Annotated in this window: 16 protein-coding genes and 1 other RNA gene; 11 read left to right on the forward strand and 6 right to left on the reverse strand. The window is 67.3% G+C overall.

Annotated features, from left to right (window positions below):
- Positions 1-4: 4 nt before the first annotated feature.
- The 4 genes from pheT to rsgA all read left to right on the forward strand — a co-directional run bounded on the left by pheT (position 5) and on the right by rsgA (position 5,076).
- Positions 5-2,404, forward strand: coding sequence for a phenylalanine--tRNA ligase subunit beta (gene pheT, locus ATO9_RS02345; protein WP_043744497.1), 2,400 nt, complete (start codon positions 5-7; stop codon positions 2,402-2,404).
- Positions 2,405-2,794: 390 nt separating this feature from the next.
- A complete protein-coding gene (locus tag ATO9_RS02350) occupies positions 2,795-3,769 on the forward strand; it encodes a hypothetical protein (RefSeq protein WP_043744501.1) in 975 nt (324 codons plus the stop codon).
- A gap of 54 nt (positions 3,770-3,823) precedes the next feature.
- Positions 3,824-3,920, forward strand: an RNA gene (gene ffs / locus ATO9_RS23795) — signal recognition particle sRNA small type.
- A gap of 142 nt (positions 3,921-4,062) precedes the next feature.
- Entirely contained in the window at positions 4,063-5,076 is a 1,014-nt protein-coding gene (gene rsgA / locus ATO9_RS02355) for a ribosome small subunit-dependent GTPase A (protein WP_043744503.1), read from the forward strand.
- Positions 5,077-5,129: 53 nt separating this feature from the next.
- On the opposite strand, the gene ATO9_RS02360 is transcribed toward rsgA, so the two are convergent.
- The gene (locus ATO9_RS02360; protein WP_156127746.1) at positions 5,130-5,492 is read right to left on the reverse strand and encodes a hypothetical protein; all 363 of its coding nucleotides are present in this window, start codon (positions 5,490-5,492) and stop codon (positions 5,130-5,132) included.
- Positions 5,493-5,508: 16 nt separating this feature from the next.
- Positions 5,509-6,354 carry a KPN_02809 family neutral zinc metallopeptidase gene (gene ypfJ / locus ATO9_RS02365; RefSeq protein ID WP_043744508.1) on the reverse strand — a complete coding sequence of 282 codons (846 nt, stop codon included), beginning with the start codon at positions 6,352-6,354 and terminating at the stop codon, positions 5,509-5,511.
- A 421-nt stretch (positions 6,355-6,775) separates the two neighbouring features.
- Here ypfJ and ATO9_RS02370 point away from each other — a divergent pair, with 421 nt between their 5' ends.
- From ATO9_RS02370 to recR, 3 genes are all read left to right on the forward strand, one after another.
- The gene (locus ATO9_RS02370) at positions 6,776-8,524 is read left to right on the forward strand and encodes a DNA polymerase III subunit gamma/tau (protein ID WP_043744511.1); all 1,749 of its coding nucleotides are present in this window, start codon (positions 6,776-6,778) and stop codon (positions 8,522-8,524) included.
- A 78-nt stretch (positions 8,525-8,602) separates the two neighbouring features.
- A complete protein-coding gene (locus ATO9_RS02375) occupies positions 8,603-8,947 on the forward strand; it encodes a YbaB/EbfC family nucleoid-associated protein (RefSeq protein ID WP_043744514.1) in 345 nt (114 codons plus the stop codon).
- Between the two features lie 16 nt (positions 8,948-8,963).
- Complete coding sequence (gene recR, locus ATO9_RS02380) at positions 8,964-9,557, forward strand: recombination mediator RecR (RefSeq protein WP_043744517.1); 594 nt, start codon at positions 8,964-8,966, stop codon at positions 9,555-9,557.
- A 294-nt stretch (positions 9,558-9,851) separates the two neighbouring features.
- On the opposite strand, the gene ATO9_RS02385 is transcribed toward recR, so the two are convergent.
- Complete coding sequence (locus ATO9_RS02385; RefSeq protein ID WP_238318655.1) at positions 9,852-10,529, reverse strand: ribonuclease T2 family protein; 678 nt, start codon at positions 10,527-10,529, stop codon at positions 9,852-9,854.
- 146 nt (positions 10,530-10,675) lie between these two features.
- Between ATO9_RS02385 and ATO9_RS02390 the strand changes: the two genes are divergently transcribed.
- Positions 10,676-11,434, forward strand: a complete 759-nt coding sequence (locus ATO9_RS02390) for a DUF1013 domain-containing protein (RefSeq protein ID WP_043744520.1) — start codon at positions 10,676-10,678, stop codon at positions 11,432-11,434.
- Between the two features lie 101 nt (positions 11,435-11,535).
- Here the strand turns inward: ATO9_RS02390 and ATO9_RS02395 are convergent, their stop codons facing one another.
- Complete coding sequence (locus tag ATO9_RS02395) at positions 11,536-12,513, reverse strand: NADPH:quinone oxidoreductase family protein (RefSeq protein WP_043744522.1); 978 nt, start codon at positions 12,511-12,513, stop codon at positions 11,536-11,538.
- Positions 12,514-12,705: 192 nt separating this feature from the next.
- Between ATO9_RS02395 and ATO9_RS02400 the strand changes: the two genes are divergently transcribed.
- Positions 12,706-13,842: an NAD(P)/FAD-dependent oxidoreductase gene (locus ATO9_RS02400; protein ID WP_043744525.1), complete on the forward strand. Its 1,137-nt coding sequence runs from the start codon at positions 12,706-12,708 to the stop codon at positions 13,840-13,842.
- A gap of 55 nt (positions 13,843-13,897) precedes the next feature.
- Here the strand turns inward: ATO9_RS02400 and ATO9_RS02405 are convergent, their stop codons facing one another.
- Both ATO9_RS02405 and ATO9_RS02410 read right to left on the reverse strand, forming a co-directional pair.
- Entirely contained in the window at positions 13,898-14,875 is a 978-nt protein-coding gene (locus ATO9_RS02405) for an NAD(P)H-quinone oxidoreductase (RefSeq protein ID WP_043744528.1), read from the reverse strand.
- Between the two features lie 136 nt (positions 14,876-15,011).
- Complete coding sequence (locus tag ATO9_RS02410; protein ID WP_043744531.1) at positions 15,012-15,677, reverse strand: COQ9 family protein; 666 nt, start codon at positions 15,675-15,677, stop codon at positions 15,012-15,014.
- A 104-nt stretch (positions 15,678-15,781) separates the two neighbouring features.
- On the opposite strand from ATO9_RS02410, the gene rpsU reads away from it, so the two are divergent.
- Together rpsU and ATO9_RS02420 are read left to right on the forward strand one after the other, a co-directional pair.
- Positions 15,782-15,988 carry a 30S ribosomal protein S21 gene (gene rpsU / locus ATO9_RS02415; protein WP_043744533.1) on the forward strand — a complete coding sequence of 69 codons (207 nt, stop codon included), beginning with the start codon at positions 15,782-15,784 and terminating at the stop codon, positions 15,986-15,988.
- Between the two features lie 88 nt (positions 15,989-16,076).
- Complete coding sequence (locus tag ATO9_RS02420) at positions 16,077-16,586, forward strand: GNAT family N-acetyltransferase (RefSeq protein ID WP_043744536.1); 510 nt, start codon at positions 16,077-16,079, stop codon at positions 16,584-16,586.
- The last annotated feature ends 77 nt before the right edge of the window (positions 16,587-16,663 follow it).

Raw genomic sequence — 16,663 nt, forward strand, 5'->3', positions numbered from 1 at the left:
GACGATGAAATTCACCCTGTCCTGGCTGAAGGATCACCTGGAAACCGACGCCTCGCTTGACGAGATCCTGGAAACCCTGACCGACCTGGGTCTTGAGGTTGAAGGCGTTGAAAACCCTGCCGAAAAGCTGAAGGGCTTCACCATCGCCAAGGTCGCGGCGGCGGAAAAGCATCCCGATGCGGACAAGCTGAAGGTCTGTCGGGTAGACACCGACGAGGGCGAGAAGCAGATCGTCTGCGGTGCGCCCAATGCCCGCGAGGGGATCACCGTCGTTCTGGCCAAACCGGGGATGTATATTCCGGGCCTCGATATCACCATCTCGGTCGGCAAGATCCGCGGCGTCGAAAGCCATGGCATGATGGCGTCGGAACGCGAGCTGGAACTGAGCGACGAACATGACGGCATCATCGAACTGCCCTCGGGCGAGGTGGGTCAGGATTTTGCCGACTGGCTGGCCGCGAACCGCCCCGCCGCCGTCGATCCGGTGATCGAGATCGCGATCACCCCGAACCGCCCCGACGCCCTGGGCGTGCGCGGCGTGGCCCGCGACCTTGCGGCGCGGGGGCTGGGCACGCTGAAGCCGATGCCAGATTACGATCTCAAGGTGACCGGCGGCGATTGCCCCGTGCAGGTCGAGATCGCCGAGAACGCCAAGGATGGCTGCCACGTCTTCGCCGGGCGCCTGATCCGCGGCGTCAAGAACGGCCCGTCCCCCGATTGGCTGCAGAAGAAGCTGCGCAGCATCGGGCTGCGCCCGATCTCGGCCCTGGTGGATGTCACCAACCTGTTCACCCACGATCTGAACCGGCCGCTCCATGTCTTTGATGCGGCGAAGGTTTCCGGGCCGATGACGATCTCCCGCGCGGCGGGCGGAGAGGCCTTCACCGGGCTCGACGAAAAGGAATACGTGATCCCCGCCGGCACGCTCGTCATCTCGGATGGCAACGGCGTTGAAAGCGTCGGCGGCATCATGGGCGGCCTGTCCACCGGCTGCACCGAGGAAACCACGGATGTCTTCGTCGAGGCGGCGTTCTGGGATTACGTCTCGATCGCGCATGGCGGGCGGGCGCTGAAGATCAATTCGGACGCGCGCTATCGCAACGAACGCGGCATCGACCCGGGTTTCAACATGGAAGCGCTGGACCGCGCCTGTGCGCTGATCGTCGAGCTGTGCGGCGGTGAGGTCACCGACACCGTGGTCGCGGGCGAAGTGCCCGACGTTTCAAGGGCTTACAAGCTCGACACCGCGCGGTGTTCGTCGCTGGTCGGCATGGATATCCCCGCCGAGGAGCAGCGCGCCACGCTGGAGCGCCTGGGCTTCGTCATGGAAGGCGACATGGCCCATGTACCGTCCTGGCGGCCCGACGTCCTGGGCGAGGCCGACCTGGTCGAAGAGGTCGCGCGGATGGCGTCGCTGACCAAGCTTGAGGCGAAGCCGCTGGCCCGCACCAGCGCCGGCGTGCCCGACCCGATCCTGACGGTGATGCAGAAGCGCGAGCAGATGGCGCGCAGGACGGCAGCGGCGTTGGGATACAACGAGTGCGTGACCTATTCCTTCATCGACCGTACGGCGGCCAGCCTGTTCGGCGGTGGCGATGATGCCACGATGGTCGCCAACCCGATCAGCCAGGACATGAGCCACATGCGCCCGGACCTGTTGCCCGGCCTGTTGCAGGCGGCGGCGCGGAACCAGGCGCGGGGGCAATCCGACCTCGCCCTGTTCGAGATCGGCGCGACCTGGCATGGCGGCGAACCCGGCGAGCAGAAGGTGCAGGTCGCCGGTATCCTCGTCGGTCGCACGGGGCCGAAGGATGTGCATGGCGCGGCGCGGTCCGTCGACCTGTTCGACGCCAAAGCCGATGCCGAGGCGCTGCTGTCGGCGATCGGCGCGCCCGCCAAGGTGCAGGTCCTGCGCGGCGGGGATGGCTGGTGGCATCCGGGTCGCCATGGCCGCATCTGCCTTGGCCCCAAGAAAACCCTTGGTGTGTTCGGCGAACTGCACCCCAAGGTGCTGGCCGAACTGGACGTGAAAGGCCCGGTCGTCGGCTTCGTCCTGTGGCCCGAAGAGGTGCCCGAGCCGCGCAAGGCCGGCGCATCGCGCGGGGCCGTGGTGCTGAACGACCTGCAGGTGGTCGAGCGTGACTTTGCCTTTGTCGTCGATGCCGACGTGGAGGCGCTGACGCTGGTCAATGCGGCTGCCGGGGCTGACAAGGCGATGATCGAAGAGGTCCGCATCTTCGACGAATTCATCGGCGGCGCCCTGGGCGAGGGCAAGAAGTCGATCGCCCTGACCGTGCGCATCCAGCCGCAGGACAAGACCCTCAAGGACGAGGAGATCGAAGCGATCGCCACCAAGGTGGTCGAGAAGGTCACCAAGGCCACCGGCGGGGTGTTGCGCGGCTGATCCGCGACCCGTTGCATCGGCATGATTTTTGGCCCGGCCCGTCCCTCTGATCGAGGGGCGGGCCGGTCTTTTTGGGCGCTTTCGGCAACGTCGGTATCACGTCGGTGCGACGTCGGTATTGCGTCGGTGCGCGAGCGATTCGGAATGGCCCGGTCACCCGGAATGCTTGGGCGATTGCCGTCCGCCCCGACTGTGACCGAAGCACCCCACTTCGCAACCTGACGGCAAATGTCATTTTGAGAACCGCCCGCCTGCCTCTATATCCACGCCACGACTGTCACATGATCGGAGCCACCATGCACCGCAGACCCTTTGGCGCCAGCCGCCTGACCCTGACCTGACAGCCCGCCATCCGACCGGCGGGCCCCTTTGCCTTGCCGGAGCGGACAGATGTTCCACGATGAAATTGAAGCCGCACGGGCGCGCCTGCCCCTGCGGATGGCCATGCCGTATTACGACGATCGCGACAGCGCCTGGCTGCTGGCGCGGCGGATGCGCGGCGATGCCCGGATCGCCGATCTACGGTCCGGGCCCGAAGCGCGGTTCCTGGACCGGCCGCTGCTGCGCCCGCTGGTGGCGGGCTGCGGCGGGGTGCTGCGGCGCGCCGATGTCGCCGCCCTGGCCGAGGCGCAATCGCTGGCCGATACCGACGACCTGAGCCGGGCCGGCTGGGAGGCGCTTGGCGCGGCCTTCGACCTGCGCTGGATGGATTTCGAGCTGAGCTTTGCCGATTGGGGCGTGGGCCAGGATCGCGGCTGGCACCAGATGAGCCGCGACGGTGGCAACCTGGTGGTGCAGCTGGCCTTTCCGACCGATCACGCCGCGCTGATGCGCCGCTACCTGCCGGAGATGCCGCGCCACAAGTTCGAATACCAGCTGCACCCGGTCCGGCGCGACGGACGCCCGACGCTGGCCTGGGCGCGGCTGGATATCGACCCGGCCCGTGGCGTGGCCCTGATCGAGGAAATCCAGTCCGATTGGCTGCGCTTTGCCGCCCGCCAGGTTGCCCATGTGGCCGAACAGGAACCGCGCAGCCGTCACCTGAAGGGCCTGCGCGCCTACGAGGCCGACCTGCGCGTGCTGTATGGTCGGGTCTGGCCGCGAGCGATGATGCTGGCGGTGCTCGAGGTGCTGGCGCATCTGCGCTGCCGCGAGGTCTGGATACACCAGCCCTGGACCGGCAACCTGCTGAAATCCTGCAACGGGCCGGTGTCGATCTACCGCGATCTGCCGCGGGCCTTCGGCTTCGATCCCACGGGCGAGGCGCCGCATTTCCTGGCCCGCCCGCGCCGTCGCCTGCTGCGCAAGCTGCGGGTCGGGCCGGATCATCGCAGGCGACCGATCTTCTGGCGGCTGGACCTGTAATCGGTCCGGCTGCCCCCCTTGCGGGAATCGGCTTTGCCCCCTAGATAGTGCGGTGAGAGGTTGGCGCGGGCGAGCGCCTCGCCAACCCGGTCAGGTCCGGAAGGAAGCAGCCGTAACGAGCCCCGCTTGGGTCGTTGTCCAGCCTCTCACCCATGTACCCGACGGAGATTTCATGGAGCTTGTGCGCCATCTCCGGGCGGGGCGGGTCTAACGACCGCCTGCGCCCGTTTCGACTGTCCCCGTGCTCGGCCAGAGCGCGGGTCTTCTGACGTTGAGATATCGGGATATTCCCAATGACACATTCTGAACTTTCCGACCTGGGCTGGTCGGACACCACCGCGATCCCCGACGGCGCCGCCGCGATGCGGGTCACGGCGGTGCACCGGTCGCAGGTCGACTTGCTGGGCACGGACGGGCCGACGCGCGCGCCGGTCTTTGCCGAACCGCTGGCCGTGGGCGACTGGGTCTTCGTGACCGAAGGCCGCATCACCGCTTTGGTCCCGCGCAAGTCCTTCCTCGCCCGCCGCGCCGCAGGCGAGGGGCGCGCGGCCCAGCCGATCGCCGCCAATGTCGACACGCTTGGCATCGTCAGCTCGTGTAACGCGGATTTCAACGTGGCGCGGATCGAACGCTACGTGGCCATGGCGTTGCAGGGCGATTGCCTGCCGCTGGTCATCCTGACCAAGGCCGATCTCTGCGACGATCCACGTGGCTTTCGCCAGCAGGCAGAGCGGATCTCTCCGCTGGTGACGGCGATGACGCTGAATGCACGCGACCCGGAAGAGGCGCGCAGCCTCGATCCCTGGTGCCGGAACGGCCAGACCCTGGCCCTGGTCGGCATGTCGGGGGTCGGCAAGACCACCCTGCAGAACGCCCTGACCGGCGAAGAGGCCGCCACCGCCGGCATCCGCGAGGATGACGCGCGCGGTCGCCACACCACGACCAACCGGATGATGCGCCGGACCCTGGCGGGCGGCTGGCTGATCGACACTCCGGGCATGCGCGAACTGGGCCTGACCGACGTGGCCGAGGGCATCGCGGAGGTGTTTTCGGACATCACCGACCTCGCCCCGTCCTGCCGGTTCCGCGACTGCGCCCATGACGGCGAACCGGGCTGCGCCGTGACCGCGGCGGTGGAGGAGGGTCAGCTGGACCCCGACCGGCTGGATCGCTGGCGCAAGTTGCAGCGCGAGGACCAGATCAACTCCGAAACCATTGCGGAGGGGCGGGCGCGGCACAAATCGCGGCAGAAGCTCTACAAGACCGGAGCTGCGCAGGGGCGCGCGAAACGCTCTGGTCTGGAGTAATCGGGCCTGAACGGGTCAGGTCCGGGTCGATCTCGTACCGATCCCGGGCCGGATCACTCGATGCCCTTGGGGGCCGGCTGGGTCACGGGCCCGGCCGGTCCCGACGGGATCACCGGATCGGTCATGAAGGCGCGCAACACTGTGATGGCGATCAGCGCGATCAGCCCGGTGCCGCACAGCACCGGCACCAGCGCCAGCCACCGCATCACCCCGGCTTGCGGGCGCAGGGGCAGGGCGGCCAGGGCCGGCACCATGGCACCCGCCTGCAGGGCGAGGAAGGCCATGATCCGGTTGCCGCCGCGCAGGAACCCGTCGCCGACCGCCGGAAGCGTCACCGGATAGACAAAGGACCCCAGCCAGAGCACGGCCCAGAGCGCCAGAACGATCCACAATGTCGTGCGAGCCGTCATGACCATGCGCGCCCCCGCGACCTTACAGGCGCCGCGCGGCGAAAGTATCGCAGACCGACATGTCGCCGGCCTCGTATCCGCGGGCGAACCAGCGCTCGCGCTGATCCGACGTGCCATGGGTGAAGGTATGTGGCTGCGGCACCCGGCCTGCCTGTTCCTGCAGGTGGTCGTCGCCGATCATCCGCGCGGCGTTCAGAGCCTCCTCGATATCGCCGGGCTCCAGCAGGCCGTCCACATGCGCGGCCCAGACGCCGGACAGGCAATCCGCCTGCAATTCCAGCCGCACGGTCAGCGCATTGGCATCCGCCTGAGAGGCCGCCTGCCGCCGCTCATGCACCGCGTTGAGGATGCCCAGCTGGTTCTGCACGTGATGTGCGACCTCGTGAGCGATCACGTAGGCGGCGGCGAAATCGCCCCGCGCGCCCAGCCGCTCGGCCAGCGTGGCAAAGAACTGCGTGTCCAGGTAGGCCTTGCGATCCGCCGGGCAGTAGAACGGCCCCGTCGCACCCGAGGCCCCGCCGCAGGGGCTCGACGTCTGGCCCGAAAACAGAACCAGCACCGGCGGCGTGTAATCCAGCCCCGCCTGGGCCGGGAACAGCTCAACCCAGACGTCTTCCGTCGTGGCCAGCACGCGGGAGGAGAAATCCGCCGCCCTTTGTTCCGCTTCGCTCAGCTCCCTCGGGGCGGTTGCGCTCGCCCCCGGCTGCCCGCCATTCAGCAGGGGCGTCACGTCGACCCCGGTGAAATAGCCGATGGCCAGCACGATCAGCACGCCGCCGATGCCCAGCCCGCCCACGGCCCCGCCGCGTCGGCCAGACCGTCGACGATCCTCGATATTTGCGCTGCGGCGCACCCCTCTCAGACGCATGATCGCCCCTTTTCCACCCCGTAACCCTCTTTTTCTGGCCGGACCCCTTGGGCTCAGGACCTATTCTTTCGGATAGTATTAGGGCGGTTGATGCCGCAACGGAACCCTTAATCGCAGGTAAGAACGCCCCGCGCCGCCCCCCTGCTTCATCTTGCCAAAAATACTCCGGGGTAGCCGTCAAAGCGCAGCTTTGGCGGCAAGGGGCAGCGCCCCTTTCCCCGGCCTCACCCCGCGGCCACGCCAACGGCGACGCGACCGGGGCCAGAAAAGAAGCGGTCCACACAATCCGACCTCAAGCCCCCGCCTGCTCAGCCGGGGATCACCCCCGAAAAGACCGGGGCCTGCAGGGCGACTTTGCCCGCGATCCGCTGGACCTCGGCCCTCGGCATGACTAAGTTGAGCCGGACAGGATGAGGCCCAGATGAGCGACGCAAAACCCGCCTACCAGGTGCTGGCCCGGAAATACCGGCCCGAAACCTTCGCCGACCTCGTCGGCCAGGAGGCGATGGTGCGCACCCTGCGCAACGCCTTCAAGGCGGACCGCATCGCGCAGGCCTTCATCATGACCGGCATCCGCGGCACCGGGAAGACCACCACCGCCCGGATCATCGCCAAGGGCATGAACTGCATCGGCCCCGATGGAGAGGGCGGTCCCACCACCGATCCCTGCGGTGAATGCGAACATTGCAAGGCGATCATGGAAGGCCGCCATGTCGACGTCATGGAGATGGACGCGGCGTCCAACACCTCGGTCAACGACATCCGCGAGATCATCGATTCGGTGCATTACCGCGCGGCCTCGGCCCGGTACAAAATCTACATCATCGACGAGGTTCACATGCTGTCGACCAGCGCGTTCAACGCGCTGCTCAAGACGCTGGAGGAACCCCCCGAACACGTGAAGTTCATCTTCGCCACGACCGAGATCCGCAAGGTGCCGGTGACCGTGCTGTCGCGTTGCCAGCGCTTCGACCTGCGCCGGATCGAGCCCGAGGTGATGATCGCCCTGCTGCGCAAGATCGCCACCGCCGAGACGGCGGAAATTGCCGATGACGCGCTGGCGCTGATCACCCGCGCCGCCGAAGGCTCCGCGCGCGACGCGACGTCTCTGCTCGACCAGGCGATTTCCCATGGGGCAGGTGAAACCACCGCCGACCAGGTCCGCGCCATGCTGGGCCTGGCCGATCGCGGGCGGGTTCTGGACCTCTACGAGATGATCATGGCCGGCGATGCCGCCGGTGCCCTGTCCGAATTGTCGGCGCAATATGCCGACGGGGCCGACCCGATGGCGGTGCTGCGCGACCTGGCCGAGATCACGCACTGGATCTCGGTGGTGAAGATCACGCCGGACGCGGCCGAGGATCCGACGATCTCCCCCGATGAGCGCGCCCGCGGCATCGACCTGGCGGGCCGTTTGCCGATGCGGGCGATGACCCGGATGTGGCAGATGCTGCTGAAGGCGCTCGAGGAAGTGGCCGCCGCGCCGAACGCCATGATGGCCGCCGAGATGGCGGTGATCCGCCTGACCCACGTGGCCGAACTGCCCTCGCCCGAGGAGTTGGTGCGCCGGCTGAAGGACCATCCGCAGCCCCCCGGACCGCCCGGTGGCGGCGGCGGCATGGCGCATGGCCCGGCCGGTGGCGCGACCTCGGCCCAGGGGCAGCCCGGCGGGCGGATGCACGGCCCCGCGCGCGGTCCCGTGGCGCAGCTGGCCGTCGATGCCGACCAGGCGCTGGCGCGGTTCCCCACCTTCGACCATGTGATCGAGCTGATCCGCGTGAACCGCGACGTGAAGCTGCTGGTCGAGATCGAGACCTGCCTGCGCCTGGCCGCCTACCAGCCCGGCCGGATCGAGTTCGTCCCGACCGAAGACGCCCCCCGCGACCTGGCCCCGCGCCTCGCCGCCCGCCTGCAGGGCTGGACCGGCAACCGCTGGGCGGTCAGCGTGGTCAACGAGGGCGGCGCCGAAACCATCGCCGAGGTCAAGGACGCCAAGGCCCGCGCCCTGCGCGAGGAGGCCGAAAGCCATCCGCTGGTCCAGGCCGTGCTCAGCGCCTTTCCCAAGGCGAAGATCACCCAGATCCGCACCCCCGAAGACATCGCCGCAGAGGCCGAGACCGAAGCCCTGGCCGAGGTCGAGGATGAATGGGATCCCTTCGAGGAAGACTGACACTGGACCGATCGGTTCAGCCACATGATGACCCGCCCGGATAGGGCGCCACAGACACAGAGTTACAGGAGACAGGATATGTTCAAGGGCTTGGGCCAGATGGGCGACATGGCGAAGATGATGAAGTCCGCCCAGGAGCTTCAGCAGAAGGTCACCGCGCTGCAGGAAGAGCTGAACGTGATGACCGTCGAGGGCGAATCCGGGGCCGGCCTCGTCAAGGCCACCGCCACCGCCAAGGGCGAGCTGAAGGCGCTGGATATCGACCCGTCGATCTTCAACCCTGACGAAAAGGAAGTCGTCGAGGACCTCATCCTGGCCGCGATCAAGGATGCGCAGCAGAAGGCGCAGGAAAAGAGCCAGGCGGAAATGGCCAAGATCACCGAGGGCCTGGGCCTGCCGGCCGATTTCAAGATGCCGTTCTGATCCGACCCCAGCCGCGATGAGCGCCAGCCGCGATATCGATAGCCTGATCGACATGATGGCCCGCCTGCCGGGCCTCGGGCCGCGCTCCGCCCGGCGCGCGGTGCTGCACATGATCCGCAAGAAAGAGCTGCTGCTCACCCCTCTTGCGGATCTCATGCACCATGTCGCCGCCTCGGTCCGGGAATGCGCCAATTGCGGCAATATCGGCAGCGCCGACCTGTGCGACATCTGCCAGAGCGAGAAACGCGCCACCGGGGAAATCTGCGTGGTCGAAGACGTCGCCGATCTCTGGGCGATGGAACGCAGTGCCGTCTTCAAGGGCCGCTACCACGTGCTGGGCGGCACGCTGTCCGCGCTCGACGCGGTCGGGCCCGAGGAGTTGCGCATCCCCCGCCTCGTCGAACGGGTAACGGAGGAGGGCATCACCGAGGTGATCCTCGCCCTCAACGCCACTGTGGATGGCCAGACCACCGCCCATTACATTGCCGACCAGCTGGAAGGACAGGTGCGCCTCACCTCGCTGGCCCAGGGCGTGCCGATCGGCGGAGAGCTCGACTACCTCGACGACGGCACCATCACCGCCGCCCTGCGCGCCCGCAAGGAATTGTGACCGCGCCACGCGCGGCCACCCGCCGGAGGGCCAGCCCTCCGGACCTCCCGGGATATTTGTCGGCCAGATGAAAGGGGGGCGGCTGTCCAGCAGCAGCGCACTTGCCGCGATAGGCACGTAATCACGGTCAGCTGCCATTTCAGATGACGTCATCGTCAACCAATGGGAACGTAGCCGTTCACCTTGCCGGAAATACTCCGGGATTCTCAAGGGCAGCGCCCTTGAGGGCCCTTGCGGCCTGAGCAAAATCAAATCGTGTGCGCCGCAGGCGCGCCTTTGGGTCAGGGGCGCGGATCAGCGGATGCGGTCCAGCAGCGCGTCCTTGGCGCGGCAATCGCGGATCACGTCGTCGCCGCAGCGGCGCGGTTTCAGCTCCATGTCCAGGCAAATCCGTGCCTCCTGGATCCGGCCCGACCGGCAGGTGATGGTGATCTGGTCGCGTTTCAGACCCGGATTTGCTTCGAGAAACGCCTCCTCGACCACGCTGGCGGGCAGGCGCACATCGCGGCCCAGGTCGCGCAGCACCTGCGGGCGGTTGATCTTGCCATAAGCCAGCCGCATCAGCCCGTAATAGTCCCGCGCCTCGACACCGACGCAGGTGCCGTGCTTCTTCCACTGGTGCCAGGCCACGCCGGGCGCGCCCATGATATCGGCCATCTCGCCGGTCATGGACCGCGACGGCGGGCGCTTGGACGAGGGGCAATAGGCCGGGTAGCCCTCCTCGTATTGCGGCCAGAGCCCGTGCAGCACCCAGCCGAAATCCTTGTCCTCCGTGCATTGCGGAGAGTTCCGCGCATCCCCTTCCAGCGCACACCAGGTGGGCGACCAGCTGAGCGACAGGACGAAGTAATCGAAGTCGCCGGCCCTCTCTCCGTTGGCCCGCACCAGCGCGGGCGCCAGCCCCAGCACGACCGCGAGAACCGGTCCGGCGAGAAGACGGCAGAGATTTGCGGCAAGGCTGGCAGGCATCATTCACTCTTCCATAATGCGTTTTCCCGCACTATATAGCCGCCAAGTTCCCCGACAACGGAAACCCGCACCCCGACAAGGTGCAGCCTGTCCCGGCAGGCGCCGGGAAAGACGTATTCGGGCCCCACCCATTCGGAAGGAGAGACAAGATGGGCAAACCGATCATGGCCAAGGCCACCGCCGTCTGGCTGGTGGACAACACGACCATCACCTTCAAGCAGATCGCGGATTTCACCGGCATGCACGAGCTGGAGGTTCAGGGCATCGCGGATGGCGACGTCGCCGCCGGCGTCAAGGGCTTCGACCCGGTCGCCAACAACCAGCTGACCCAGGACGACATCGACAAGGCCGAAGCCGATCCGCTGCACAAGCTGAAGCTGAAGTTCAACCCCGCCGCCGTCGGCGAGGAAAAGCGCCGCGGCCCGCGCTACACCCCGCTATCCAAGCGCCAGGACCGTCCGAACTCGATCCTGTGGCTGGTCAAGTTCCACCCGGAACTGAGCGACGGCCAGATCTCGAAACTGGTGGGCACCACCAAGCCGACGATCCAGTCGATCCGCGAACGCACCCACTGGAACATCGCCAACATGCAGCCGATCGACCCGGTCGCGCTTGGCCTGTGCAAGCAGTCCGAACTGGACGCCGCCGTGCAGAAGGCCGCCGCCAAGCGCGCCGCCGAGGGCGAGGCGATGTCGGATGACGAGCGCCGCAAGCTGCTGTCCACCGAGCAATCGCTGGAAATGGAGGCAGAGCCGCGCATCCCGACCGCGATCGAGGGCCTGGAAACCTTCTCGCTGGGCGATGACAGCGACGACGAGGATGACGACAAGAACGACAACCTGGTCGATGCCGACAGCTTCTTCAACCTGCCGAAAAGCAGCGATGAGGACGAAGACGAACAGCCCTGATCGCAGGGCTCCGTCCGCGCGGCGCCTATCGGGCCGCTCGTCCAGACATGCAAAACCCGGCCCCAGCGGCCGGGTTTTTCTTTGCCTTCACGGGCACAAGATCAGCCGACTTCCAGCACCACGCGGCCCTGCACGCTGCGATCCTGCAGCAAGGCCATGGCATCCTGCGCCTGTCCCATCGGCAATACGCGGTCGACCTTGGGGGTCAGATCGCCGGTGGCAACATGGGTCAGCACCTCGTCCACGGCGCGCCGCGCCGGGTCCGGGTCGTGATCGTTCCAGGCCCCGATAAAGACCCCGACGACCGAGTAGTTCTTCAGCAGCGGCAGGTTCATCGGCAGTTTCGGGATCTCTCCGCCCGCGAAGCCGATGGGCATGATCCGCCCGTTCCAGGCCATGACCCGTGCGAGGGTCAGAAAGGTCTCGCCGCCGACCATCTCGAAACAGACGTCGATGCCGTGGCCGCCCGTGATCTCTTTCACGCGGCCGCGCAGGTCGTCCTCGTCCAGAACGATCACCGCTTCCGCCCCGTAATCGCGGACCACAGCCGCCTTGTCGCGACTGCTGACGCAGGCGATGACCCGCGCCCCCAGCATCCGCGCGTAATCCACCGCGGCCAGGCCCACCCCGCCCGAGGCGCCGGTGACCAGGCACCATTCCCCCGGTTGCAGCGCGGCCCGCAGCTTCAGCGCGTAATGCGCGGTGGCATAGGTATGGGCAACCGTCGATCCGGCGACCATGTCGACACCCTCGGGCAACACGTTGCAGCGCCAGCCCTTCACCGCCATCCGTTCGGCGTAAGCGCCATGCCAGCCGGTGCCGATCACCCGGTCGCCGGGCGCGATATGGTCGACCTCCGCGCCCACGGCAACAGCCACGCCCGCCGCATCGGTGCCGGGGACATAGGGAAGATCGGGCCGCATCTGGTAGCCACCCGAGATCATCAGCAGGTCCATGAAACTGACCGAGGCCGCCTCTACCGCGACCAGCACCTCGTCCGGTGCGGGGTCGGGATCGGGCAGGACGCCGATTTCCAGCGCCTCTGGTCCCTCGAATGCGGTGCACATCACAGCTTTCACGCCTGCCCTCCTTCGGCTGTTTCCGTCCCCGCCATCTTTCCGCGAAAGCCCCCGGATCACCACCCCGCAGCGCCGCAAAGCCGTGCTTCCGGCGGGACGGGCGCGGCTCTGCCCGTCAAATGCGCAGGCTCTTGGCCCCGGCGCGGTTCTGCGGCATGGTCCGGCCAGAACCTTTTCCACCTGGGACATGCCATGAAATTTGCCGTGATCGGCGCGGGCCTGATCGGCTCTGCCGCTGCCCGCCACCTGGCCAGGGATGGCCACGATGTCACCCTGATCGGGCCGGGCGAACCGGTCGACAAGACCACCCATACCGGCGTCTTCGCCTCGCATTACGACGAGGGGCGGATCACCCGCGGGCTGGACCCGTCGCCCTTCTGGTCCCGTGCCTCCCGCGCCGCGATTTCGCGCTATGCCGAGATCGAGGCCGCCTCGGGCATCGGTTTCTACTCCGAGGTCGGCTGCCTGATGGCCGGGCCCGCGGATGGCAGCCAATTCGCCAACATGTCCGCCGTCGCCACCCGCGACGCGATCCCCTGCGAAGGATACGAGGGCGTCGAACTGGCCGAACGCTTCCCCTACTTCACCTTTCCCGACGGCACCGTGGCCCTGCACGAGGCAACGGGCGCAGGCCATATCTCGCCGCGCCGGCTGGCCCAGGCGCAGACCTTGGCAGCCACGCGCGCCGGCGCCAAACATGTGGCGCAGGAGGTGATCGGACTGGAGGAAACGGCCCACGGCGTCACCCTGCGGACCGAAACCGAGGCGCTGGCCTTCGACCGCGTCCTGCTGGCCACTGGCGGGTTTTCCCAGCTGCTGATCGGCGACCAGCTGCCGCTGGAGGTCTATGCCCGCACCGTCGCCCTGTTCGAGATATCCGAGGCCGAGGCAGAGCGCCTGCACCGCATGCCCTCTCTCATCTACCTGCACCCGAGCGGGGAAAACCCCTACCTGCTGCCGCCGATCCGTTACCCGGATGGCAAGATGTACCTCAAGATGGGCGGCGATCCCGAGGATGTCGTGCTGCGCGGCCGGGCCGAGCTGACCGAATGGTTCCAATCTCCCGGCACCCCGGGTGTCGGCGCCGCGATCGAGGCGCTGATCCGCGACCGCATGCCCGAGTTGCAGATCGAGGCCGTGTCGACCATGTCCTGCGTCACCACCTACACGCCCAACGAATTGCCACATCTGAAATCCCTGTCGGATAGGGTTTTCACCGCAATCGGCGGCTGCGGCCGCGCGGCCAAGAATTCCGACGAGCTCGGCCGCCTGGGCGCGTTGATCTTGACGGGTGAAGCCCTGCCGGACTGGGCGCAGGACGCGGCCTGAGGCGCCTTCGGTTGCAGGATACAGGGCAGAGGCGCGGAGCGCCTCTGCCGTATGATCAGACCTTCAGGACGATCTTGCCGATATGATCGGAGCTTTCCATGCGGGCATGGGCCTGGGCGGCGTCTTCGAGGGCGAATTCGCTGTCCATGACCGGCGCAATGCGGCCGGCATCGAGCAGGGGCCAGACATGTTCGCGCAGGCCGCGGGCGATCTCGGCCTTGGCGGCGTCGGATTGCGGGCGCAGGGTGGAGCCGGTGATCGTCAGCCGTTTCACCATGACCTGGGCAAAGTTCAGCTCGGCCTTGGGGCCGCCGAGGAAGGCGATCTGCACAAGCCGTCCCTCCATCGCCATGCAGGAGACGTTGCGCGGGATGTAATCGCCGCCCACCATGTCGAGGATCAGGTCGGCGCCGCCTTCCGCCTTGAGGATCTTCACGAAATCCTCTTCGCGGTAGTTGATCGCACGGTCGGCGCCAAGCTCTTCGCATTTGGCGCATTTCTCGGCCGAGCCGGCCGTGGCGAAGACCCGGGCGCCGAACATCTTCGCCAGTTGGATCGCCGTCGTGCCGATGCCCGACGACCCGCCATGGACGAGGAACCGTTCGCCCGCCTTCAGGCCGCCGCGCATGAAGACGTTGGTCCAGACGGTGAAATAGGTTTCGGGCAGGCAGGCGGCCTCTTTCAGGCCGAGGCCCTTGGGCAGGGGCAGGCAATGGGCCGCGGGCGTCGCTACGTATTCCGCGTAGCCGCCGCCGGGCAGGAGCGCGCAGACCTGGTCGCCGATCGCGGGCCAGGAGACGCCCTGACCGACCGCCACGACCTCGCCCGAGGCTTCCAGCCCGGGCAGGTCCGAGGCATCGGGCGGCGGCGCGTAATTGCCTGCGCGTTGCAGCGCGTCGGGGCGGTTGACCCCGGCATAGGCCACCTTGATGACCACCTGGCCCGCCGCCGGTTCGGGACGCGGGCGGGTCACGGGTTTCAGCACGTCCGGCCCGCCGGGGGTGGAGATTTCGATGGCGCGCATGTCGGTCATTTGGGTCCTCCTCGTGTTGCGGGGACTATCCGCCCGGGGGGCGGGATTGTCCATGGGCCCAGGATCGTTCAAGGGGCCGGGCGCCGTCTAGCGCGCCGAGACGCCGGCGATTAGGACATTGGTGAGTGTGGAGCGCTCAGCCCCGGCCGCCGGGCACGTCGGTGCGCGGACGCAGCGGGCGCAGCCGTGCCAGCAGTGAACCGGGGGCCGAGAGCGCCTTGCCCAGCGGGCTGTCCGTGACGCGCGCCTTGACCTTTTCGAACTGCATCACGTCGTCGATGCGGCGGTCGAGGAAGTCCCAGGTCGCCTGGCTGTCGGCACTGTCATCGCCCAGCCAGTAGAGCAGGGTGGAGCCGATCACTCCCGACAGGGTCATCCGCTTGGTGTACCAGTTGTAATCCTCGGACGTGTCGCCGAGCGCGGTCCAGATGTGATCGGCGGTGGACCACAGCATCCGTGCGCCATCTGGCGCGTTCAGCGGCAGCACGTTCTGGACCATGGCGCGGCGCAGCGCCTCCTTGTCGTCCACGGCCTCGACCCGCAGGCGGACGGCGTGGGCGACGCGGTCGCGGAACCGCATGTCCGACAGGTCGGCCTGGTTCAGCGCGGCGACCATCCGGGCATCGCCGCGGTCGTGCCAGGCGCGGGCCAAGTCGCGGGCTCCGCGGGGAAACAGGCCGCGCGCGACAACCGGATCGGTGCCGGTGTCGGCCAGCGCGGCGCGAAAGGCGGTGTCGGTCCAGCCGTCGAAGGGTACATGCATCAGCATGGCATCGATCAGCGGGTCGGTCGTATCGGTCATGGCGTCCTCCGTTTGGTCGGATACTGGACATGTAGGGCAAATGAGGTTATACGGCCACCTCCTGCAAACTTTGCAACTCTAACTTAGGAAGGTGGTGACACCACATGCAGGTTTCTGTTCGCGACAACAATGTCGATCAGGCGCTCCGTGCCCTGAAGAAAAAGCTCCAGCGCGAAGGCGTGTTCCGGGAAATGAAATTGCGTCAGCATTTCGAAAAACCCAGCGTCAAGAAAGCGCGCGAGAAAGCCGAAGCGATTCGCCGTGCCCGCAAGCTGGCGCGCAAAAAAGCGCAACGCGAAGGTCTTCTCTGAGACTTTTACCGAACGAAAGTTCAAGCGACCCCCGTGGCCTTGCCTCGGGGGTTTGTTTTTGTGAGCGCTCCAGGTCAGGGAGGATCGCATGTCCCGCACATCCAGGTTCCGGTTCGGCCGGCTGACCGAGGTTTCCCCGCAGCAGATCATCGACCACATGTCCGATCCGGTGACGATCGCCCATATGCCGCTGGCGGGCATGGCCTGGACCGAAGAGGTCTGCGCCGATTTCGTCGCCGCGAAGGAGGCCTGCTGGGCCCGTGACGGGTTGGGCCATTGGGCGATCTTCGAAGGCGACCGCTATATCGGCTGGGGCGGGTTCCAGCGCGAGGGCGAGGATTGGGATTACGGGCTGGTGCTGCGCCCCGACATGTTCGGGCTGGGCCTGCCGGTGACCGCCCAGGCGCTGGAATTTGCCCGGGCCGATCCGCGTATTCCCTACATCACCTTCCTGCTGCCGCCATCGCGGCGGCGCCTGGGCGCCCTGCGGCGCATGGGGGCGGAGCAGCAGGGGGAGGTGCAGATCGACGGCGCGACCTTCCTGAAGTTCCGGCTGGAGACAGAGGCCGCGCCTGCCACCGGTCAGGCTACGGGCTGAACCAAGAACCAAACCACGGCCAAGGCACGAAAAAGGCCGGAGCGGGGACAGCGCTCCGGCCTGCTGCTCGATGGCGC

Origin of the sequence: Pseudooceanicola atlanticus (assembly GCF_000768315.1) — a bacterium.
Taxonomy (GTDB): Bacteria; Pseudomonadota; Alphaproteobacteria; order Rhodobacterales; family Rhodobacteraceae; genus Pseudooceanicola; species Pseudooceanicola atlanticus.

Excerpts from the sequence above, each read along its gene's own strand:
- pheT (WP_043744497.1), top strand. The coding sequence starts at position 5 with ATGAAATTCACCCTGTCCTGGCTGAAGGATCACCTGGAAACCGACGCC.
- ATO9_RS02350 (WP_043744501.1), top strand. The coding sequence starts at position 2,795 with ATGTTCCACGATGAAATTGAAGCCGCACGGGCGCGCCTGCCCCTGCGG.
- rsgA (WP_043744503.1), top strand. The coding sequence starts at position 4,063 with ATGACACATTCTGAACTTTCCGACCTGGGCTGGTCGGACACCACCGCG.
- ATO9_RS02360 (WP_156127746.1), bottom strand. The coding sequence starts at position 5,492 with ATGGTCATGACGGCTCGCACGACATTGTGGATCGTTCTGGCGCTCTGG.
- ypfJ (WP_043744508.1), bottom strand. The coding sequence starts at position 6,354 with ATGCGTCTGAGAGGGGTGCGCCGCAGCGCAAATATCGAGGATCGTCGA.
- ATO9_RS02370 (WP_043744511.1), top strand. The coding sequence starts at position 6,776 with ATGAGCGACGCAAAACCCGCCTACCAGGTGCTGGCCCGGAAATACCGG.
- ATO9_RS02375 (WP_043744514.1), top strand. The coding sequence starts at position 8,603 with ATGTTCAAGGGCTTGGGCCAGATGGGCGACATGGCGAAGATGATGAAG.
- recR (WP_043744517.1), top strand. The coding sequence starts at position 8,964 with ATGAGCGCCAGCCGCGATATCGATAGCCTGATCGACATGATGGCCCGC.
- ATO9_RS02385 (WP_238318655.1), bottom strand. The coding sequence starts at position 10,529 with ATGATGCCTGCCAGCCTTGCCGCAAATCTCTGCCGTCTTCTCGCCGGA.
- ATO9_RS02390 (WP_043744520.1), top strand. The coding sequence starts at position 10,676 with ATGGGCAAACCGATCATGGCCAAGGCCACCGCCGTCTGGCTGGTGGAC.
- ATO9_RS02400 (WP_043744525.1), top strand. The coding sequence starts at position 12,706 with ATGAAATTTGCCGTGATCGGCGCGGGCCTGATCGGCTCTGCCGCTGCC.
- ATO9_RS02405 (WP_043744528.1), bottom strand. The coding sequence starts at position 14,875 with ATGACCGACATGCGCGCCATCGAAATCTCCACCCCCGGCGGGCCGGAC.
- ATO9_RS02410 (WP_043744531.1), bottom strand. The coding sequence starts at position 15,677 with ATGACCGATACGACCGACCCGCTGATCGATGCCATGCTGATGCATGTA.
- rpsU (WP_043744533.1), top strand. The coding sequence starts at position 15,782 with ATGCAGGTTTCTGTTCGCGACAACAATGTCGATCAGGCGCTCCGTGCC.
- ATO9_RS02420 (WP_043744536.1), top strand. The coding sequence starts at position 16,077 with ATGTCCCGCACATCCAGGTTCCGGTTCGGCCGGCTGACCGAGGTTTCC.